The following is a 21,280-nucleotide window of genomic DNA, read 5'->3' as shown; positions in this document are numbered from 1 at the left end:
CCGGCTCCCGGCGGCGGTTCGGCCTCCGGTCGTGCCGGGCCAGCAGCGCGGGAGCCGCGGTGACGAGCCGCCGACGCTGACGAGCGCGGCCACCACAGGTCGAGACGGAGCGGCATCCATGCATAGGATTGGTCGTCGGGACGCACCGGGATCGATGGCGCGACGGCCGTTCTCCAGGGCGGAGCACGGTTCTCACGGACCCGACGGAAGGCGGAGCATGGGCCAGCACGACGACGGCACCGACTACTTCAGCGACCCGCTCGGCGGCCTGACCGACAAGCAGTGGGACGAGATGGCCGGCAACCGCTTCTACTCGTCGGCGTTCTGGCTGCGGCTCTGCGCGCTGGAGGGCGGCGGCGCCTCCGGCGGCGTGCACGTCACGTTGCCCGACGGCGGGCGCGCGGCCGTACCGGTGATCGCGGTGGGCGCGGATCCGCACCCCAACTGCCGCTGGGCGACGATCCTCGCGGCTCACGGCCTGCCGAGTCCGCCAGAGCACGGCATCTACGTCGGACAGCGCCGCGGCTACCTGGCCAACCTGTTGACCTCGCCGGGCACCGACGCGGGGTCGGCCGCCGGGCGGATCCTGGAGGCGGTCCGCTCGGCACTGCCACCGGTGCCGCCCGCCACGGAGTCCGCGCAGGTCGCCGTGCACCTGACCACGCCGGACGTGATCGCCTTCCGGGAGGCGGGAGTGACGGCGGAACCGGTCCTGCTGGCCGCCGACGCCTGGATCGGCATCCCGCCGGGCGGGTGGGACGAGTGGCTGGAGTCGCTGGGCTCCCGGCACCGGATCCGCCGTGTCCGCAGCGAGGTCCGAAAGTTCGAACAGGCGGGGTACCGGGTGACCCGGCGTACCCTCGCGGAGGCCTGGGCGGACGTGGCGCGGCTGGCCATCCACACCGAGCGGCGCTACGGCCGGGCCGGCGACCCATCCATCTACTACGACGGATTCCGTAGCCAGGGCGAGTTGGCCGGGTCCCGGGCCGAGGTCCTGCTCTGCGCCTACGACGACGGTCCCCCGGTCGGCTGCTGCCTCTACTACCGCGACGGCGACACGATCTATCTGCGGGCGGTGGGCTTCGACTACGAGCGGCTGCGCGGGGCAGCCGAGTACTTCAACCTGGCCTACCACCTTCCCGCCCAGCTCCCCGGGGTGCGCTGGCTGCACGCCGGCATCGCGACCCCCGACGGAAAGGCGTTGCGGGGCGCGGAACTGCGTCCGCTGTGGCTGCTGGACCTCTCCTCGACCAGCGTGCTCGACGATCACCGCGACGAGATCCGAGCCCACAACGCGGCCCTGCGGGCCGACCTGGCCGAGCGGTCACCGGCGGTCGCGGCGGCCGTCGGCAGCGCGGAGTGGGAGCGCTTCTGCTGATCCGACGGCCGGTTCCTCGGCCGATTTCGCGAGACAGTGACGAACGACGAGGAAGGTGTGATCGAACGCGATGACCGTCCGGCACCTGTTCACGATCCACGCCCTGTTGCACGACGCGGCCGAGACGTTCGGCGACGACCTCGCGGTGAGTGACGGCACGCGGTCGCTGTCCTTCGTCGAGTTGCGGGACGCCGCGCTCGCCACCGCCGCCGTCCTGGTGGGTCACGGCGTCCGGCGGGGCGACCGGGTGGGTGTCTGCATGGCGAAGTCGGTCGACCAGGCGGTGGCGATCCTCGCCGTGCTGACGGCCGACGCGGTGATCGTTCCCATCCTCCCCACCCTCAGGGGCGACAACATCCGGCACATCGTCCGCGACTCCGGTATGCGGACTGCCATAACCGACACCGTACGCGCCGACGAGCTGCGCACCTCCGTCCCCGCGCTGCCGCTGCTGCTCGCCCGCGACATCTGCGCCGGTCCCGGTGACCCGACGACCCCGGCTGGTGATGCGGTGCCGCAACGCGCCATCGGCGGCGACCTGGCCGGGGTCATCTACTCGTCCGGCTCGACCGGCCGACCCAAGGGCATCATGGTGACCCATCGCAACCTCTGCGACGGTGCCCGGATCACCGCCCGGTACCTCGGCACCCGCCGCGACGACCGGATCGGCAGCGTGCTGTCCCTGAACTTCGACTACGGGCTGAACCAGCTCTGGCAGGCCCTGTACACCGGCGCCCAGCTCCACCTGCACGAGCTGGTGTTCCCCGCCAACCTGTTCCGTCTCCTGGCCGCCGAACGCATCACCGTCCTGCCGGTCATGCCGGTCATCGTCACCCGGATGTTCGACCCACGGCTGCTCCGCCAATGGCCGACCGGTGACCTGTCCGCCGTCCGCTACGTCTCGTCGTCCGGCGGGGCGGTCTCCCGCCGCATGGTCGAGAACCTCACCCGGGCGTTCCCGGCGGCGGAGATCTTCCTCATGTACGGGCTGACCGAGGCGTTCCGCTCGACCTACCTGGAGCCGGAGCAACTGGCCCGCCGACCCACGTCGATCGGTCGGGCGATTCCGGACGTGGAGATCCTCGTCCTCGACGAGCGGGGCCGCGAGGTCGGCCCGAACGAGGCCGGCGAGCTTGTCCACCGGGGCGGCTGCATCGCCAAGGGCTACTGGGGGGCGCCGGAGGAGACCGCGAAGCGGTTCCGGACGCTTCCGGAGTACCCGGGCGAGACTGTGGTGTTCAGCGGCGACATTGTCACCCGGGACGAGGAGGGCTACCTCTACTTCCAGGGCCGGCGGGACGCGATGATCAAGACCTCGGGGTTCCGGGTCAGCCCGACCGAGGTCGAGGAGATCGCCGCCCGGTTTCCCGGCATCGACGCGTGCGTGGCGGTCGGCGTGCCGAACGTCGAGATCGGCGAGGACATCGCCCTGGTCTACACCGTCAGTGCTCCGGTCGACCCGGCGGAGTTCCGACGCTTCCTGGGCGACCAGCTACCCAGCCACATGGTGCCGCACCGGCTGGTGCCGCGCCCGTCTCTGCCGGCCACCGGCAACCAGGGCAAGATCGACAGGCAGCGGGTACGCGACTCGCTGCTCGACGGTCCGGACGTCGGAACTCCGACGCGCCGGTCAGGCCGAGCGCGTCCGAATGACGAAACTTCGGCGGGCCAGGTCGAGCCCGTCGTCCAACACCGTCGGGTCGGCGGCCGAGAGGAGGACGTAGGCACGCCGCTGCTGTGACGACACCACCGGGTCGAGGACGTCACCCACCTGCGCCAACACGCCGGCCCGCTCGACCGCCGGGTGGGCCCGCACCCCGTCCAGCCCTTCCACAGCGGTGATGACACCGGGCTCCGCCAGGGGGAAGAGCGCTGCGGCGTGGGCCACCCACTGCGGCGGCTGCTTCGGCAGCGGCATCGACATCGCCAACCGGACGACCATTTCATACCAGTCGATGCCGTACGTCAGGCCGAGCAGGTCCATCAGATAGTCGCCCGGCATCCGGACGGCGACCTCCATCAGTGTGGCTCCGGCATCGGCCAGCCGGAACTCCAGATGCGCGATGCCGCTGACCATGCCGAGCGCGGCCAGGACGGACCGGCCGAAGTCGTCGATGGCAGCGCGCGTCGCGCCGTCGACCGGCGCGGCCGTACGGTGGCCGGTCTCGACGAAGTACGGAGGGCCGGTCGTCTCCTTGGCCGTGACGCTGGAGAACCAGACGGCGCCCTCGTCGACAAGCGCCTCCCAGCTGTACTCCGGCCCCTCGACCGCCCGTTCCACGAGCAGCGGTGTCTCACCGGCGCGGCGACGGACCACGGCGGCCCATTCCTGCTCGTCCGCCACCAGTTCGACGCCGACGCTGCCCGCCGACGACAACGCCTTCACCACCACGGGGAAGCGCGCGCCCGCCCACTCCGCCGCGGCGTCGAGGTCGGTCGCGATCAGGTACTCGGGCTGCCGGATGCCGGCGGCGGCGAACCGGCCCCGTTGCAGCGCCTTGTTGCGCGACAGCACCGCCGCGCCCAGTGACGGGCCGGGCAGCGAGAAGGTGTCGGCGACGAGGGCGGCCGCGAGCACCTGCGGCTCGGTGAAGGCGACGACTCCGTCGGGCCTGCGCGCAACGGCCGCGGCGGTGGCCGCCTCGGCCCAGGCCTCGTCGCTGCCGCCGCTGGTCAGCGTGTGGTGATCGGGTTGGTCCGGCAGCGCGGCCGCGCCGGCGGCCGTCTCGACGACGTGCACGCGCAGCCCGAGCCGGCGCGCTGCGGCCAGGTAGGGCCGGCCCATCAGGCCGACACCGACCAGCAGTAGTTCCCCCACCTGTCCTCCTGCGCCCAGTTCCTGTCGGAAACGCCCTTCGGCCCGCCCGGTCACCCCTGCGGCGCCGGTGGGCGAGGAAACCGTACGACGACCGGTACGAGTGCCCCCGCAACCGCGAGCACCGCCCCGAGGCCCAGCCAGCCGAGCACCCCGGCGGGCAGGACGACCGAGGTCAGCAGTGCCGGACCCACGATCATCGCCCCGGTGGAGCCGAGGCTGTAGAGGGAGAGGTGGTAGCCGCGGCTGGCGTCGGGCGCGTACTCGTAGGAGACGCCCCAGGCGCCGACGGACTGGTAGATCTCGCCCACGGTCAGGGCCACCGTCGCCGTCAGGATGAGGGCCGCCGCCACGGCGGGCACCGTCGACCCGCTCAGCGACACCAGCCCGCAGCACACCGCCAGGACGAGCCCGGCGCGCACCTGACGGGCCGCGGCGGGACGCAGGCCGTCCACGCCCCGGCTCAGCCGCATCTGTAGCGAGATCGCCAGGACGGTGTTGAGCACGACGACAGCGCCCACCAGCTCCACAGGTGCGTCCGTCCGCAGCGTGATCCAGAGCGGCAGGCCGACGCTGAGAACGACTGCGTGAAGGTAGAGCACGCCGTTGAGGAGAGCCAGCAGGAGATATCGGAGGCTCGGCCGGCTGCGCAGCTCGGTCTGCTCCTGGTCCTGCTCGGCCGTCCGCGACCGGCCGGCGGCCGACAGGCCCCGCAGCCGCAGCAGCAGGACGCCGGAGACGAGGAAGGACACGGCGTCGAGGAGGACCAGCGCCCGGTAGACGTCGCCGCCGCCCAGCGCGATGGCGAGCGTGGCGGAGGCCGCGCCGAGCACGAAGCCGATGTTGCGGACCAGCATCACGGCCGACATGGTCCGCACCCGCTCGGCCGGGGCGACGAGTGAGCCCAGCAGGCTCTGCACGACCGGCCCGGCCGCCCACTCGCCGGCGCCGGCGAGGCAGCACACCACGAGGAACCAGGGCAGGCCGTCCACGAACGGGTACGCGAAGAACCAGGTGGCCCGCCAGAACTGGAGGGCCACCAGGACCGGCAGGGCGCCGAACCGGTCCGACAGCCGGCCGACGGGGACCGAGCAGAGGAAACCGGTGACGGCGGCCAGGGAGAGGCCCAGGCCGACCTGTGCGGCGGTGAGCCCGATCTCCCGGGTGAAGAAGAGCGCCGACCCGGTGAGGAACATGCCGGTGCCCAGGGAGTCGATGAAGGACACGACGAGCATGCGCCGCACCGGTGTCCCCTCCGGCAGCCAACCGAGGGCGAGGCGGACGAACGCGCCGCGTACCCCGGCGGAGGCCGCCGACCTGTCGCCTGCCGGCGGGGCGGTCTCGGTCGCCACCGAACCGGTCGTGCCGTGGGACGGGTCGGGACCAGGGGCCTCTGGCGACCCGTCGTCGGCCATGCGCAGGATCCTCCCCCAGGAGTCGGGCGGATAGGCCTTCGGCAATGTTTCTATCACAGTTGGCCCCGAGACGGTCCCGCCGCGGCACCGGACGCGACCGCACCCGTACCGGGCGTGTCGGGGTCGCCGATCGACCAACGCCGCTGTTAGCCTGCACTGGTGAGCAACGCTTCGGCACTGCGCGCCAATTCTCGTTATCTCCTGGTGCTCGGCGCCACAATGGCGTTGCGGGAGCGCGCGATCGTGGCGGCCGTCCGCAGCTTCCCGGGGCCGCTCGTCACGATGGCGCCGACCGCGGCCACCCGGGCCGGCAAGTTCTTCGACCACGTGATCCGCGGTGTCAGCAGCGATCCGGCGGGAGCGCTGGAGGCGGTACGCGGCCTCGAGAAGGAGACCGGCGCCGTCCCGGCCGCCGTGGTGCCGTTCATCGACGGCGTGCTCGTCGCCGGCCTCACGGTCGCCGAGCACTACGGCGTGCCGTACCTCAGCCGGGACGCGGTCGTCACCTCCTCCATCAACAAGAACCTGATGAAGGACCGGCTCCTGGCCGCGGGCCTCCCGACTCCGCGCTACCAGCAGGTGGACGACGTGGCAGACGTCCACGAGGCGATCGCCCGGTTCGGCCTCCCCTGCGTCATCAAGCCCTCCGCGTTCGGCGGCAGCCTCGGGGTCCGGCTGATCCGGGCGGTCACCGACGCGGCCGAGGCGTACGAGTACGTCCGGACGATCATCGACCAGACGGCCGCGACGTTCACCGTCAAGAACCGGTCGATCCAGGTGGAGGAGTTCTGCTCCCTCACCGACGAGGTCTCGGTCGAGGTGCTCAATCACCGCGACCGCCGAGCGGTGCTCGCCGTCGTCGACAAGTCGCTCGGGGCCGAGCCCTACTTCGCCGAGATCGGGCATCGGGTGCCGAGCCGCCACTCGGACCGCGCCGACGTACGCGAGCTGGCGCTCGCCTCGTGTGCGGCGATCGGCCTCGACCGCGGCCTCGCTCACGTCGAGATCCGGTTGGAGGACGGCCGGGATCCGCAGATCATCGAGGTGGGCGCCCGCACCGCCGGTGACGGCATCCTCGACCTCGTCGAACGCGCGCTCGGGATCTCACCCTACGAGCTGCACGTGCGCTCCTATCTGGACCAGCTCGACGAGCCGGTGCTGCCCGGGTCGGCCGCCGGGGTCGCGGCCATCGCCACCCTGAAGGCGTCCCCGGGGCGGGTGACCCGGGTCGCCGCGCCAACGACGGTGCATCCGGCGGTGTCGAGTTACGAGGTCTTCGCCACGCCCGGGCACATCTCCGCCCCTGTCTCGGCGAACTACCTGACCCGAGAGGGCTACGTCGAGTGCTTCTGGCCGGAGGCGACCGCCGACTCGGTGCCACCCCGCGCCCACCTGGACATCGCCGACCAGTTGGCCGCGCAGATCTTCGAGGTGGCGGACGAGGCCGCCGACGCCTGAGGGCGCCTACCGCACCGGGTGCCAGGCCGGCACGTCCTGGATGCCGTACGCCCACAGCAGGTAGTCGTTGTCGACGGCCACGGTTCGCGGGGCGTCCGACCGGCCGGCGACGGCGTCGACGACCCGGCGGATCTGGGCCGTCGAGGCACCGGACCGGGCCCCGCCGGTGACGACGACGCTGGCCGCCCGACCGAGGTCGACGAGGTGCGGGCCGTCGGCGGCGGCGAGCCGACGCAGGGCCAGGAACACACAGCACAGAAAGCCCACCGGCGGCGTGAGCGCGGCGACGTCACCGCTGCACAGGTCGTGGTGGAGGCCGCGGGACCGCTCCGGTGCCACCGCCCGGACCAGGTCGAACAGGCCAGGGTCGGCGGCGAGTCGGCCCAGTAGGGCGGGCGCGGAGGCGACGACACCCAGGTCGGTGAAGACGTGCCGGACGACGGAGCTGTCCGGCCCGGTGACCCGCACCGGGTGCCCGCGCCGCAGTTCCGCGCAGACGAACGCGTCGGTGGTCGCGCCCCCCACATCGAGCAGGACGAACGGTGTGGCCGTGCCGGGGAGGAGGAGACGCCGTCGGCTCATCCGCTCCGCCGCCAACCCGACGACCGCCGGGGTCGGCCAGATCGGGGCCTCGGTGATGGCGGCCGGCGCGGCCAGGCCCTTGCGACCGACGAGGTCACTCGTGTAGATGTCCCGGATCAGCTCGGTGAGGCCGGCCGGGCGCGGTCGGAGATGGCGGTCGAGGATATTGGTGGCCGTGCGGTGCGGTGGAAGCAGGGCGGTCACCTCGGGGGCGTCCGCTCCGGCCCAGACGAGGATCTCGTGCGGGTGGTCAGCGAGTCGCGCACCGGCCAGCGCCCCGCGCAGCCGGTGGTGATCCGCCCCGTCGACCCCACCGGTCAGGACAAGGACGTCCACCGCCGGGGCGGGCGGGCCGGACGGGTCGGTCAGCACGCGTTCGTAACGGACGTTGCCGCCCGCCGCCACAGTGGCCCGGGCCGCCGCCGCCACGCTGTGCCGGCCGGAAAGTCCGAGTACGCCGACGGGGACTCCCCCCTTGGCCGAGCTGCACACCCGCACGGCGGTCACCCCGCTCGACCGCCGCCGGGCCACCAGCTCGCAGACCTGGTCGCCCGGGCTGATGCCCGCAAGTCGAGGGACCCGCTCCACAGCTGAGAACCGGTCGGCCCCCCACCGGGTGCACACCTTCAGCACTGTGCTGCCCACGTCGACGAGCAGGGTGCCGGCCGGCGTCACGCCAGGATCCGTACGTCGCGGAGCAGGCGTTCCCAGAGCATGCTCCGCTCGTCGGGGCGTGCGCCCAGCAGCTCGCGCTCCCGCCGGAGGTGGGCCGGGGACAGTGGCACGGCGCCGGGTGACAGGATGCGGATCCTCCGCCCCGGGCCGCGGTCGGTGAGCAGGCGCCCGGCGTTCTGCTCGTGCGGCGCGAAGGGCACGTCGACGACCCCGGAGACGACGCACCGGTGAACCGCCGCGAGCAGGGAACCGGTCGCCTGGTGGAGCACGTGCTCCATCACCTCGGTGACCTCCCCGTCGATCAGGTCGTCCTCCTCGTCGATGACCTCACTGGACAGCGGAGCGGCGTCCGGGAACATGTCGAGCACATAGCGGACGGCGCGGACCGCATCGGCGTTGCTCTCGATCCGGGGGACGCCGATCGCCTCCTCCGGCGTCTTGACCACCACCTTGTCGGCCCCGACGAGCCGACTCAACGCGGCCGAGACGGCGATGAGCTGCCAGGCCAGGGTTGGCTCGGTGGGAAAGGCACCCATCCACTGGTGGTACACGAGGCCGATCCGCACGTCCCGGTGACCGAAGTGGGCCAGCAGCCGGGCGGCCTGCCGACGCAGCACCCGGGCGATGGCGACGTCCTGTTCGAAGCTGCCGGTCTGGCCGAAGCTGACCGCGAACGAGCGGACGCCCTGTTCGGCGGCGAGGAGCAACTCACAGAGCTGGATGACGACGGTCGTCACCGGCGGCACCAGGGTCGCCGTCAGTGGGCCGAAGGACTCCCTGTGGATCGGCGCGTCCGCCGGCCCGACCAGGGCGCAGAGACGGTCCACGTACTGCCAGTGCATCAGGGCCCTGTCGATCGGATAACTCTTGGCGTACGGCAGCGTGTAGCACAGCCCACCGCCTTCGATCTCGGTGATGCCGGAGGCCAGGGCGACCTCGGTGAGCAGGCGGGCGTCGGGGGTGCCGTGCCGCAGGCTCACCGGGACGTCGACGCCCTCGTACAGCTCCCGGGTGCGGGCGAAGCCGTGACTGACCAGCGGGTACCCGTTCAACAGGTCGCGGCGCTCGGCGTTGCCGGCCTCAAGCAACTTGCCGGCGGTGGCGTAGTCGTTGTGACGGGTGTGGCTGTCGATGGTCAGGGGGATGAAGTCCGCGCCGGCGCGGTGCAGCGCCACTGTCAACGCGCGCTGCTGGGCCCAGCCCGGAAAGCCACCCCGGGGTTGGATGTACGGTCGGCCATGGTCCCGCTGGTAGGCCACCGACGCGAAGCGGCTGCGGGGCAGGGAGTCCAGATACAGACCGGCGGTCGAGAGGTCGAGGTCGGTCGAGCCGGCGGCCCGAATGACCTGCGCCCGCTCGTCGTCGAGGTCACCCAGGCAGGAGTCGTCCGCGCCGGACATCCCACCATCGTCGCAGGTGCGGTCAGCTCCGCGCATCGACCAGATCCCGTTTCAACGCGTCGAACACCGGACGGAAGCTCGGCGGCCGGTGGAACACCCGGTGGAACCCGAAGCCGGTGAAGAGCCGTTCCACCTCCGCGGAGGAGCGGTCACCCACCACGAGGTTGCCGCCGGCGTACAGGAGGACGTCACCGAGCCCGACGGCGGTGAAGTGGGCGCCGATTCCCGCGCAGGCGGCCTCGCCCTCACCGTTGACCGAGGCGACCAGCACGGCGCGGGCCCCGGTCTCCCACGCCGCGTCGGAGAAGTCGACGATGTCGTTGCTGGTGCCGAGGTTGTACGGGCGGAAGCCCTCCTCGGCCAGCCCGATGGCCAGGATGCGGTTGGCCACGACGTGGATGTCGTGGCCGACGACGCCGAGCACGACGCCCGGCCCGGACGCGTCGTGCAGGACGTCCGGACCGGCAGCCGACCCCGGTGACGTGTCCACTACTCCGACGCGGGCTTGACGGCGAGCGTCGGCATCCCGAGCAGCGCGACCCCACCCGGGTTGGCGGCCTTCTGCCCCGGCTTGTCGAAGTGCCGGAAGCAGGAGAAGGTCTCGTCCTCGTGCTTCTTCTGCACGAACGCCTTGAGCTTCGGGCTCTCGTCGTACATGGTCAGCATGTCGGTCTGGAAGACGTTGCCGATCACGTCGGGGTTGCCCAGCTCGCAGATCATGACGTCGCCGTTGGAGTGCAGGTGGAGCTGTGCCTTGCCCTCGATGCAGCTGGCGTAGATCACCCCGGGGTCGCGGAGCAGCGGTTGCAGCCGCTTCCACCCGTCACTGCCCGGCCGCAGGTAGGCGGACAGACAGCTGAAGAAGAGGGTGGTGCGGGGGTCACGGTGCTCGACGAGGTCGGCGATCGCGGTGCAGATGCGGTCGGCGTCGAGGGTGTTCGCGTACCCCTGGTGGACGCTCGGAATCTCCATCTGGACCTCGTGCTTCCGGACGCCCAACTCCGCCGCGAAGCGGTGCACCTCGGACATCCGGCGCTCGGTCTCGTCGAACAGGATGGTCTCGACGACGGTGTCGATCGAGGACGAGGCGACGGACCTGCCAATCGCCGTGACGATCTTGCCGAACATCTTCTCCGTGACGCCGTAGAAGGCGGAGTGGCTGGCCGCGTCGGTGTGGTTGAGCGAGAAGTGCAGCACGCTCAGACCGGCCGCCTCGAGGCGCTGGAACTTCTCCTCGTTGAGCACCGTGCCGTTGGAGTTGATCTGCGTCTCGATGCCCTTGCTGGTGCAGTACTGGACGATGCCCTCGCAGATGTCGAACTCCAGCAGCACCTCACCACCGGAGAGCTTGACGCGCTGGAGGTCGGGCAGCGTGTCGATGACGTTCGCCACGTCCTCGACGGAGAGGATCTTCCGCTCCAGCAGGTCGTAGGCGCCGCAGTAGTCGCAGCGGAAGTTGCACCGCGATGTCACACCGATCTCGATAGCGCGCAGGGCACCACTGCCGACGCGACTCATTTCCAGAGATTTGAAGGTCATTTTCGCTCCCCTGCAGCGAGATATCCACGGCGGCGAGTCGCCGCCGGGACGGACAGTTGCGCATCGGTGCGGTCCCGGTCGCAACGTGCGGGACGATGTCGTCCCCCACTCCACCGGTCAGAAACAAACTCCCATCGGTTCGGATCGGGCAATTTCCTGTCGGGATCCCGTCGGACGAAACGGAATCGACAACCCGGGCGCCGCCAGCTCACGATCCCGCGATGAAGACATCGCCGACATGCCCGAATTCCGCGGGATCCGGAGGTAGGTCGATAATGATGTCGGTGACGCCGATGTCGCGACACGACCGCAACCAGTCGGATACCCCGGCCACCGACCCGACCAGCTTCGGCGCGTCGATCCCGCGCATCGGCGCGCCATACCACAGCCGCTCGTCGTGGATCTCCCGCGCCTCGGCGAGCGCGTAGCTCGCGGTGTGCTCGCTGGAGACCACCTGCGACATGAACATTTTGCCGGCCACCTCCTGGCGCCGATCCGGCGCGTACAACCGCGCGGCGGCCGCCCAGGCCTGTTCGTCGGTCTTGCGCACCACGAGACCGACGAGCATGGCGACCCGGTCGACGCCCTGCTCCGCGCGGACCCGGGCGATGTCCTCGGCCAGGGTGGCCCGCGGCCGGGCCATCATCAGCACACAGTCGGCCGGCACCACCCCGGGGGTCGACGACGAGGGCGTCACCAACAGCGGGGCGCACTCCCCGACGGCGTACCGCCCGCGATCCAGGCAGGCGCGGAGCTCGCCGGCGAACTCCGCGAGCCGGCGCCGGGCCGCGACCTTGTCGGTGTCGGCGGCCCGCGACGTGCGGGTCGCCCCGGCCACGATGTTGACGTGCGTCGGCCGCTCGAAGCGGTACTCCAGGTCGGCCACCCGCCGTGCCACCGACTCCGCGCTCTCCTGGTGGGGCCGGACCGCCACGACCGGCTGGAGCGTCGGTGAGCAGGCCAGGAGGTCGAAGGCGACGAGCCAGGGATCCATCGCCGCCGGGAAGTCGTAGACGAAGGCGCCGACCACGCCGGCCTGTTCGGCGGCGCGCGCGTACGCGACAAGACGGTCCAGGTAGGACTGGGTCGTCAGCTTCCGCCCGATGCCGAAGCTCTCGGAGTGAGGCGGGACGATGAAGCTCAGCGACGTCGGCCAGTCAGCCACTCGGCAACCTTTCCCGTGCTGAGGACCGTCCATCGCGGACGGACACGGAACACACCCGCCTGGCGCGGAGACGGCAGCTGGCCGCCGCCGGACGAGCAACGGCAAGGGGCCACGATCCACCAGACGCAATGACGCCGACACTCTGCGCCACGTTGCCGAGTTTGCCCGACCCGGCGAGCCACGACAAGGCCTCTGTCCGCCATCTGGCAAACACTCCCGGTGCCCGGCGGCGGGCCGGACCGGCATCGACGGGCATGAGCAGGGACGACCTGCGTCCGGGGGGATGTCCGTGGCGACCCACGACCCTCCGACGCGTTGCCGACCGATGCCGATCGGCGCTACCGTCCATCCGGTAGCGCCGTGATCCCGTCCGGACCGTCCACCCGGGCGGCTCACCGACCGAGGTGCCAGCATGCTTACCGACCTGCGGAACTTCACGATGACGGCCTTTCCCGCCCGGAGTCTGGTGGTGGGCTCGGCCGCCCTGACCTCGCGGGAGCAGCCACAGCACGAGGTCCATCTCGAGGCGTACGAGCTGGGCGACAGGTGCGTCAGCGCGGGAGACTTCCACGCGTTCCTGCGCGACCGTCCCGGCGACGTCGGCCACCTGGACATCGACTGCATCGACCCGTGCTTTGTCGTGCACCGTGCCGGTGGCTTCGAGCTTCGACCGGGCTGCGCCGACTTTCCCATGATCCAGATCAGCTACTGGGGTGCGGCGGCCTACTGCAACTGGCTGTCCGGGATCGAGGGCCGTCGGGCGGTGTACGACCTGTCCGCGCGGGCGGCCGACCTCGATGCCGACGGCTACCGGCTGCCCACCGAGGCGGAGTGGGAGGCCGCCTGCCGGGACGGGCATCCCGAGGAGGTCGTCGCACCGGGCGACGCCGCCAACACCGCCGACGCCGGCCCGGCCTGCCGGAAGCTGCGGGCGGGGCAGACGTACGCCGGCAACTTCCTGCCGGGACATCCGGCGCCGGTGCCGGTGGCCGGCCTGCCCGCCGACGCCGCGGGTCTGTACGGGATGCTCGGCAACGTCCGGGAGTGGTGCCACGACCGCTACGGCCCGTACTCCTCCGAGCCCCGGCACAATCCGACGGGCGTGGCGAAGGGGTCGTTCCGCGTGGTGCGGGGTGGCTCGTTCGTCGACGAGGCGGCGGAGGTCGGTCCGGCGACCCGGATGGCGGCGTACGAGGACACGAAGTGCGAGGTCTACGGATTCCGGGTGGCCCGGTCGCGATGACGGTCGACGAGTCCGACACCATCGCCGCCGCCGTCACGCCGACCTTCGTCGACGTGCCCCCGACCGGGGTACGACCCGACGGCGCCGCCCCCGTGGCCGGCTTCCGGCTGGCCGTCACGCCCACGACCGTCCGCCAGTACTGGCACCACCTCGTCGACCTGGGGCTGGACAGGTCTCCCGCGCCGCTGCTGCACGGCCTGCCCGCGACGGCCGGCACGGGTCTGCGGACGACCCCGGCCGGCACCGTCGAGTTCGATCCGGACCTCGGTGACCTGCCGGTCACCTGGGTCACCTGGCACGGGGCGACCACCTACTGCCGGTGGCTCACCACCCGCCTCGGCGTACCGTGCCGGCTGCCCGAGGAGGCCGAGTGGCGGCACGCCGCCGGTGGGCCCGACGGCTTGCGCTGGGCACTCGGCAACGAGTTCGACAGGCCGGTGTACGCGCCGCCGGTGACGGGCCCACGGCCGGTCGGCCGTACGCCCGCCAACGGTTTCGGCCTGCACGACATGACCGGCAACGTCTTCGAGTGGTGCCAGGACCGGCTGGCCACCCCGGGCGGCCCGGAGCCGGAGACCCTCGGCTCGCGCGTCATCAAGGGCGGCGCCTTCACCGTGCGCAACCCGGAGAGCTTCGACAACGCCACCATCTTCACCGCTGACGAGCTGAGCGTGGTGCCGTACATCGGCTTCCGGGTGGTCAGCTCCCCCGGGCCGGCTCCGCGCTGAGCCTCGCGGGGAGCCCGACCGGCAGGTGGCCGCTCGCCAGTTTCCACGCCTCGACCACGTCATCGCCGTCGACGACCACCTCGACCGCGGCCGGCCGGGAGAGGAAGGCCGGCAGCGCGGCGGTCGTCGCGTACGCTCCGGCGTTGTCGACGCAGAGCAGGTCGCCGATCCGTGGGGTGGCGACAGTCGAGTTCACGGCGAGCCGGTCGAGCGGGGTGCACAGTGGCCCCACGACGTCCACGGTGACCGTCTCGCCGTCCGGATGGGACAGGTTGCGCAGCCGGGTGCTGGGCCGCAGCACCCGGCCCAGTCCGGACATGCCGCCCAGCACGTTGACCCCCGCGTCCACCACCACGACCGTGGTCCCCGATCGCTGCTTGACGTCGCGCACCGTGGTGAGCAGCCGACCGGCCGCCGCGACCAGAGCGCGGCCGGACTCGAACCAGACCTCGGCGCCGGCGGAGGTCAACGGGGCCAGCACCGCGGGCAGGCCCGTGGCGAGGGGACTCAGGTCGGGTCCCGCGCCGGGCGCCGCGTACGGCCAGGGGAAGCCGCCTCCGACGTCGACGACGCGGGGTCGCACGCCGGACGCCGCGGAGATCGTGCCGACCACGTCGACCACGTGCGCGAACGCGGTGAGCAGGTCGTCGGGAGTGGGGAGCTGGGAGCCGAGGTAGCAGTGGAAGCCGAGCACCTCGACTCCCGTTCCGGGCCGCCGGCAGAACTCGACGGCCTCGTCCAGCAGGAATCCGAACTGTCGGCCGTCCGCCATGGACAGACCGGCGGTGGGACGGCTCGGCGGCTGCACGCGGACCACGACCCGCAGCGGATCGGCCCGGTGCGGGCGCACTGCCTCGCGGAGCCGGACCACCTCCGCCGCCGACTCGCAGGACAGGATGGCCCCGGTGTCCACCGCGGCCCGCAGCTCGGTGACGGACTTGCCGGGGCCGGTGTAGAGGACCGGGCCGGGCGGCACACCGGTGCCCAGCGCCACGGCGAGTTCACCGGGCGAGGAGACCTCGCTGCCGCAGCCCGCGGCCTGGAGCGCCGCGACGACCGGTGGGAGCGGGTTGGCCTTGAGCGAGTAGAGCAGGACGGCGTCGGGCGGCAGCACCCGGCGCAGGGCACCGGCGCGCTGACGCAGCACGGCGCGGTCGTGCACGAGGAGCGGGGTCGACAGCTCCGCCGCGAGGCGTCGCAGAAGTGAATCCGACGATTGGTCGATCGACGGCCGCGGGTCTTCCAGAGGCTCGCTCACGTGCGTTACTGTAACCGCGAGTTGGTAAGCCGGAACGACGGAGTTCGGGCCGCGCGGCAATTCTTCCGGCCGGTGACCGAGACAAAATGCGGGAGCTCATGAGCGACGTGCAGGCTACGGGGGCGGCAATCCACGACCGACTGCGCGCGGTGGTCTCCAACCATTTACGCAAGGCTCCCGACGACGTGGACTGGACCACGGTCCCCCTGCCCGACCTGGGGCTCGATTCGCTGTCGGCGATCGACTTGGTGATCGATATCGAGGAGACATTCGGCGCGGAATTCCCCGCCGACCTCCTCGTTCGTGAGACATTTGCCACTTTCGCTGCCCTCGAATCGGTCGTCAGCTCGATGGTCCGGCCCGCGTAGCGACCTGCGCGGGCACGGGGAGAGGAAAGGGAGACGTGTCCGTCTCTACCGATCGTCGCCGTCGGCGCCTGCCGGGGCCGACCGGAGCGGGTCATCTGCGCTACACCCGCGGTCTCCTGGGGCGCCCCTACGACGCACTGCTGGACCTGCACGAGCGCTACGGGCCGGTGTGCGCGTTCGGGTTCGGGTCGCAGCGTTACGTGATGCTGTTCGGCGCCGAGGCCAACCAACTACTGCTGACCGACAATCCGGCCCGTCCACGCTTCCTCTCCCGGGACGTGCTCAGCCTGCTGATCCCGGTGGTCGGCGCCCGGGCCATGGTGGTCAGCGACGGCGAGGATCACCGGCGGCGGCGTGCCCTGGTGCGGCCGGCCTTCGTCCGCCGACGGATCGAGGGTTACGTCCCGGTCATGGTCGACGAGATCCATCGCATGATCGAAAGCTGGCCGGTGGGCGGCACTGTGAACGCCTTCGACGCCGTACGGTCGTGCATCCGGCGGATCGCGATCCGGTCGCTCTTCGGTGACCGCCTCCAGGCCCACACCGACCAGATCGGCCGGGAGCTCGAGACAGCGCTGCGCTACATCAACCGCTCACCGTTCCTCCGCTTCGACCACGACCTGCCCGGCACCGCGTACCGCCGGGCAATGGCCGCCCGGGGGCGGGTCGACGAACTCGTCCGGGCGGAGATCGCCAAGCGGCGTGCCGAGCCGGACGACCGGGGCGATGTCCTCGACGCGCTGCTCGCCGCGTCCGCCGACGGGGACCAGCTCGCCGACCTGGAGATCCGCGACCAGGTGATCAGCCTGATCGCCTCCGGGTACGACTCCAGCAGTTCCGCCGCGGGCTGGGCGGTCTACGCCCTCCTCAGCCACCAGGAGGCGTACGACCGGGTCCGCGCCGAGGTGGCCCGGGTCGCCGGCGACGAGCCGCTCACCGCCGACCTGCTGGGTCAGATGACCTACGTGGGCTGGACGGTGTCGGAGATCCTGCGTCTCTACACCCCCGGCGTGCTGACCGGACGCAGCACCATCGAGGACTTCGAGTTCGCCGGGGAACTGATCCCGGCCGGCAGCAAGGTCCTCTACTCCCAGTACGTGACCCACCGGCTCGCCCGGCACTGGACGGACCCACTGACCTTCCGTCCCGAAAGGTGGGATCGTGACGCGCCGGACCACCGCGAGCCGACCCCGTTCAGCTTCGTCCCCTTCGGGGGCGGCTACCGCAAGTGCATCGGCTGGGCGTTCGCCGAGCTGGAGTTGCGGGCGCTGATCGCCGAACTCGCCCGTCGCACCGATTTGTCGCTCGTCGGGCCGCCGGTCCAACCCACCGGCGTGGCCACCATGTGGCCCCGTGGAGGCGTTCCGGTGCGGGTGCGCGGCGTAGACTGCGCCAGAGGCTGACCCCTCGGGCGCCCGAGACCTACCGGTCCGTGGACGCGGAGCGCCTTCGCCGCCGACGAGGCGACGGTCCGGATAAAATCCGTAGATCGCCTGTGGTCGCGACGAAGCGACATCCGGGGCTGCGGCCATCCGATGCCGGGTCGGCAACCATGCCACCCGCCGGTAGACCCGACTCCGTACGCGGGAGTCATCCGACTAGCTGAGGTGTCTCATGAGTCAGTCGTCCGTCCGTGAGAGCGTTGCCCCGGCCCTTCGCGACCTGATGGCGCAGCGGGTCCTGGTGCTGGACGGCGCCTGGGGCACGATGCTCCAGGATGCCGGCCTCACCCCCGCCGACTACCGGGGCGACCTGCTCGCCGACCACCCGCGGGACGTGACGGGGGACCCCGACCTGCTCAGCCTCACCCGTCCGGACGTGGTGCTGGACGGGCACCGCCGGTATCTTGCGGCGGGCGCCGACATCACCAGCACGAACACCTTCACCGCGACCCGGATCAGTCAGGCCGACTACGGCCTGGAGAACTACGTCCGGGACATGAACCTGCGCGCCGCGCAGTTGGCCCGGCAGGCGGCGGACGAGGTCGGCGGGCGGTTCGTGGCCGGCTCGGTGGGGCCGATGAACGTGACCCTGTCGCTGTCGCCGCGGGTCGACGACCCCGCCTACCGGGCGGTCACCTTCGAGCAGGTCAAGGACGCGTACGCGGAACAGATCGCCGCGCTCGCCGAGGGCGGCGTGGACCTGTTGTTGATCGAGACCATCTTCGACACGCTGAACGCCAAGGCAGCCCTCGCCGCGGCCCGTGAGGCGGCGCCGCACCTGCCGCTGTGGATCTCGGTCACCATCGTCGACCTGAGCGGCCGGACGCTGTCGGGCCAGACCGTGGAGGCGTTCTGGCGGTCGATCGAACGTGCGCAGCCGCTGGTGGTCGGCGTCAACTGTTCGCTCGGCGCGGCCGAGATGCGGCCGCACGTCGCGGAGTTGGCCCGGCTCGCCGACACGTTCGTCGCCTGCCACCCCAATGCCGGCCTGCCGAACGCCTTCGGCGGCTACGACCAGACCCCGGAGCAGACCGCCGACCTGCTCGGCGAGTTCGCCCGCTCCGGCATGGTCAACATCATCGGCGGCTGCTGCGGCACCTCGCCGGCGCACATCGCGGCGGTCGCCGAGGTCGTCGACGGGCTCGACCCGCGCAAGCCGCCGACGAGCACGCCGGCCACCCGGTTCAGCGGCCTGGAGCCGTTCGCGATCGGCCCGGACACCGGGTTCGTGATGATCGGCGAGCGGACCAACGTCACCGGGTCGGCGCGATTCCGCCGGCTGATCGAGGCGGACGACTACCAGGGCGCGGTGGACGTGGCGCTGGAGCAGGTACGCGGTGGGGCGAACCTGCTCGACGTCAACATGGACGCCGATCTGCTCGACAGCGAGCGGGCGATGACCACCTTCCTCAACCTGATCGCCACCGAGCCCGAGGTGGCCCGGATCCCGGTGATGATCGACAGCTCCCGGTGGAGTGTGCTGGCGGCCGGCCTGACCTGCGTGCAGGGCAAGGGGGTGGTCAACTCCATCAGCCTCAAGGAGGGGCCGGAGGTCTTCCTCGAACAGGCCCGGTTCATCCGCGAGCACGGCGCCGGTGTGGTGGTGATGGCCTTCGACGAGCAGGGGCAGGCCGAAACCACCGAGCGGAAGGTCGAGATCTGCGGACGGGCGTACGACCTGCTGGTGAACGAGGCGGGGTTCGTGCCGGAGGACATCATCTTCGACCCGAACGTCCTGGCGGTGGCCACCGGCATCCCCGAGCACAACGGGTACGCGAAGGCCTTCATCGGCGCGCTTCCGCTCATCAAGCAACGCTGTCCGGGCGCGCGGATCAGCGGCGGCATCTCGAACCTGTCGTTCGCGTTCCGGGGCAACGACGTGGTCCGCGAGGCGATGCACTCGGCGTTCCTCGTCCACGCCGTCCGCGCCGGGCTGGACATGGGCATTGTCAACGCCGGTCAACTCGCGGTCTACGAGAACATCCCGAGCGACCTGCTCACCCTGGTCGAGGACGTGCTGTTCGACCGCCGTCCGGACGCCACCGACCGGCTGGTCTCCTTCGCGGCCACGGTCAGCGGTTCCGGCGCCCGGCGCGAGGTCGACCTGGGCTGGCGGGACGCGCCGGTGGCGGCCCGGCTGGAGCACGCGCTGGTGCACGGCATCGTCGACTTCGTCGAGGCCGACACCGAGGAGGCGCTACAGGCGCTGGGCCGCCCGCTCGACGTCATCGAGGGTCCACTGATGGACGGGATGCGGACGGTCGGCGACCTGTTCGGTTCGGGCCGGATGTTCCTGCCCCAGGTGGTCAAGAGTGCCCGCGTGATGAAGCGGGCCGTCGCGTTCCTGGAGCCGCACCTACAGCGGGAACGCGAGGAGGCCGAGCGCGAGGGGCGCATCTCGGCCGGTCGGAGTCGGGGCCGGGTCGTGCTGGCCACGGTGAAGGGCGACGTGCACGACATCGGCAAGAACATCGTGGGCGTCGTGCTGGGCTGCAACAACTACGACGTGATCGACCTCGGGGTGATGGTGCCCGCCGCGAAGATCCTGGACACCGCCGAGGCGGAGGGCGCCGACGTGGTGGGCCTGTCCGGGTTGATCACCCCGTCGCTTGACGAAATGGTCAACGTCGCCGGCGAGATGCAGCGTCGGGGCTTGAAGCTTCCGCTGCTGATCGGCGGAGCCACCACGTCCCGGCAGCACACCGCCGTCCGGATCGCACCGGCCTACGACGCGACGGCGGTGCACGTGCTCGACGCGTCGCGGGTCATCGGGGTCGTGTCGGACCTGCTCGACCCGGTCCGCGCCGGGCAGCTCGCGTCGAGCAACGAATCCGAACAGGAGCGGCTTCGTGAGCAGCACGCCACGCGCCGCCAGCCGCTGCTGACCCTGCCGCGGGCCCGGGAGAACCGGGAGCGGGTGTCCTTCGACGACCTGCCCGTACCCGCGTTCACCGGCGTCCGCACCGTCGAGCCGGATCTGACCACGCTGCGGGCGATGATCGACTGGCAGTTCCTCTTCCTCGCCTGGGAGCTCAAGGGCAAGTTCCCGGCGATCCTGGAGCAGCCGGTGGCGCGGGAGCTCTACGACGACGCCAACACCCTGCTCGACCAGATCATCGCCGAGGGACTGCTGCGGGCTCGGGGCGTGTACGGCCTCTGGCCGGCCCACGCCGAGGGCGACGACATCGTCATCGAGGACCCGGCCGCACGGCTGCCGATGCTGCGCCAGCAGACCGTGAAGCCGACCGGTCGTGCCAACCGGTGCCTCGCCGACTACGTCGCACCCGCCGGCGACCATCTCGGTGGCTTCGCCGTCGCCATCCACGGCGCCGAGAAGCTCGCCGCCCGCTACGAGCAGGAGAACGACGACTACCGCGCCATCATGGTCAAGGCGATCGCCGACCGGCTCGCCGAGGCGTTCGCCGAGCACATCCACCTGACGGCCCGGCGGGACTGGTTCGAACCGGACGCGGAGCCGCTTCTCGAGGACCTGCACGCCGAGCGGTTCCGCGGCATCCGGCCCGCCCTGGGTTACCCGGCCAGCCCGGACCACAGCGAGAAGCGGGATCTCTTCCGGCTCCTCGGGGCGGGCGAACTCGGTATCGAACTGACCGAATCCTGCGCGATGATGCCGGCCGCCAGCGTCAGTGGGCTGATCTTCGCCCATCCCTCGTCCCGGTACTTCACCGTCGGCCGCATCGACCGGGACCAGGTCGACGACTACGCAGCCCGGCGGGGCGTGGACCGCGCCGAGGTCGAACAGTGGCTGCGGCCGAACCTCGCCTACGAGCCGGAGTGAACCGGCACGACGACG

General features: G+C 71.5%; 16 protein-coding genes. 8 read left to right on the top strand and 8 right to left on the bottom strand.

Features of this window, described 5'->3' with window-relative positions:
* Positions 1 to 217 precede the first annotated feature (217 nt).
* Complete coding sequence (locus AB0A95_RS20535) at positions 218 to 1,378, top strand: GNAT family N-acetyltransferase (RefSeq protein WP_357557356.1); 1,161 nt, start codon at positions 218 to 220, stop codon at positions 1,376 to 1,378.
* 70 nt (positions 1,379 to 1,448) lie between these two features.
* Entirely contained in the window at positions 1,449 to 3,119 is a 1,671-nt protein-coding gene (locus AB0A95_RS20530; protein ID WP_357557355.1) for an AMP-binding protein, read from the top strand.
* On the opposite strand, the gene AB0A95_RS20525 is transcribed toward AB0A95_RS20530, so the two are convergent.
* Together AB0A95_RS20525 and AB0A95_RS20520 are read right to left on the bottom strand one after the other, a co-directional pair.
* Positions 3,009 to 4,196 (bottom strand): ATP-grasp domain-containing protein, encoded by a 1,188-nt coding sequence (locus AB0A95_RS20525; RefSeq protein ID WP_357557354.1) that lies wholly within the window; start codon positions 4,194 to 4,196, stop codon positions 3,009 to 3,011. The two genes, AB0A95_RS20530 and AB0A95_RS20525, sit on opposite strands and share 111 nt — an antisense overlap.
* Before the next feature lie 50 nt (positions 4,197 to 4,246).
* Positions 4,247 to 5,545, bottom strand: coding sequence for an MFS transporter (locus AB0A95_RS20520; RefSeq protein WP_357557353.1), 1,299 nt, complete (start codon positions 5,543 to 5,545; stop codon positions 4,247 to 4,249).
* 222 nt (positions 5,546 to 5,767) lie between these two features.
* Here AB0A95_RS20520 and AB0A95_RS20515 point away from each other — a divergent pair, with 222 nt between their 5' ends.
* Positions 5,768 to 7,066: an ATP-grasp domain-containing protein gene (locus AB0A95_RS20515; protein WP_357557352.1), complete on the top strand. Its 1,299-nt coding sequence runs from the start codon at positions 5,768 to 5,770 to the stop codon at positions 7,064 to 7,066.
* A gap of 6 nt (positions 7,067 to 7,072) precedes the next feature.
* On the opposite strand, the gene AB0A95_RS20510 is transcribed toward AB0A95_RS20515, so the two are convergent.
* The 5 genes from AB0A95_RS20510 to AB0A95_RS20490 all read right to left on the bottom strand — a co-directional run bounded on the left by AB0A95_RS20510 (position 7,073) and on the right by AB0A95_RS20490 (position 12,427).
* Positions 7,073 to 8,323, bottom strand: a complete 1,251-nt coding sequence (locus AB0A95_RS20510; protein WP_357557351.1) for a glutamate mutase L — start codon at positions 8,321 to 8,323, stop codon at positions 7,073 to 7,075.
* The gene (locus tag AB0A95_RS20505) at positions 8,320 to 9,759 is read right to left on the bottom strand and encodes a hypothetical protein (RefSeq protein WP_357557350.1); all 1,440 of its coding nucleotides are present in this window, start codon (positions 9,757 to 9,759) and stop codon (positions 8,320 to 8,322) included. The genes AB0A95_RS20510 and AB0A95_RS20505 overlap by 4 nt, the downstream gene beginning before the upstream one ends.
* The gene (gene glmS / locus AB0A95_RS20500) at positions 9,746 to 10,213 is read right to left on the bottom strand and encodes a methylaspartate mutase subunit S (protein WP_357557349.1); all 468 of its coding nucleotides are present in this window, start codon (positions 10,211 to 10,213) and stop codon (positions 9,746 to 9,748) included. Before glmS ends, AB0A95_RS20505 begins: the two co-directional genes overlap by 14 nt.
* Complete coding sequence (locus AB0A95_RS20495) at positions 10,213 to 11,262, bottom strand: radical SAM protein (protein WP_357557348.1); 1,050 nt, start codon at positions 11,260 to 11,262, stop codon at positions 10,213 to 10,215. The genes glmS and AB0A95_RS20495 overlap by 1 nt, the downstream gene beginning before the upstream one ends.
* 208 nt (positions 11,263 to 11,470) lie before the next feature.
* Entirely contained in the window at positions 11,471 to 12,427 is a 957-nt protein-coding gene (locus AB0A95_RS20490) for an LLM class flavin-dependent oxidoreductase (RefSeq protein ID WP_357557347.1), read from the bottom strand.
* Between the two features lie 412 nt (positions 12,428 to 12,839).
* On the opposite strand from AB0A95_RS20490, the gene AB0A95_RS20485 reads away from it, so the two are divergent.
* Both AB0A95_RS20485 and AB0A95_RS20480 read left to right on the top strand, forming a co-directional pair.
* Positions 12,840 to 13,670, top strand: coding sequence for an SUMF1/EgtB/PvdO family nonheme iron enzyme (locus tag AB0A95_RS20485; RefSeq protein ID WP_357557346.1), 831 nt, complete (start codon positions 12,840 to 12,842; stop codon positions 13,668 to 13,670).
* The gene (locus AB0A95_RS20480; protein ID WP_357557345.1) at positions 13,667 to 14,398 is read left to right on the top strand and encodes an SUMF1/EgtB/PvdO family nonheme iron enzyme; all 732 of its coding nucleotides are present in this window, start codon (positions 13,667 to 13,669) and stop codon (positions 14,396 to 14,398) included. The genes AB0A95_RS20485 and AB0A95_RS20480 overlap by 4 nt, the downstream gene beginning before the upstream one ends.
* On the opposite strand, the gene AB0A95_RS20475 is transcribed toward AB0A95_RS20480, so the two are convergent.
* Entirely contained in the window at positions 14,370 to 15,656 is a 1,287-nt protein-coding gene (locus AB0A95_RS20475) for a type III PLP-dependent enzyme (RefSeq protein ID WP_357557344.1), read from the bottom strand. The genes AB0A95_RS20480 and AB0A95_RS20475 overlap by 29 nt on opposite strands.
* Before the next feature lie 98 nt (positions 15,657 to 15,754).
* Here AB0A95_RS20475 and AB0A95_RS20470 point away from each other — a divergent pair, with 98 nt between their 5' ends.
* The 3 genes from AB0A95_RS20470 (at position 15,755) to metH (ending at position 21,265) form a co-directional block, all read left to right on the top strand.
* A complete protein-coding gene (locus AB0A95_RS20470; RefSeq protein WP_357557343.1) occupies positions 15,755 to 16,024 on the top strand; it encodes an acyl carrier protein in 270 nt (89 codons plus the stop codon).
* Positions 16,025 to 16,059: 35 nt separating this feature from the next.
* Positions 16,060 to 17,427, top strand: coding sequence for a cytochrome P450 (locus AB0A95_RS20465; RefSeq protein WP_357557342.1), 1,368 nt, complete (start codon positions 16,060 to 16,062; stop codon positions 17,425 to 17,427).
* A 211-nt stretch (positions 17,428 to 17,638) separates the two neighbouring features.
* Complete coding sequence (metH, locus tag AB0A95_RS20460) at positions 17,639 to 21,265, top strand: methionine synthase (protein ID WP_357557341.1); 3,627 nt, start codon at positions 17,639 to 17,641, stop codon at positions 21,263 to 21,265.
* Positions 21,266 to 21,280 lie beyond the last annotated feature (15 nt).

This window comes from Micromonospora sp. NPDC049230, from assembly GCF_040647875.1.
Classification (GTDB): domain Bacteria; phylum Actinomycetota; class Actinomycetes; order Mycobacteriales; family Micromonosporaceae; genus Micromonospora.
This window is presented reverse-complemented; position numbering and strand designations above follow the sequence as displayed.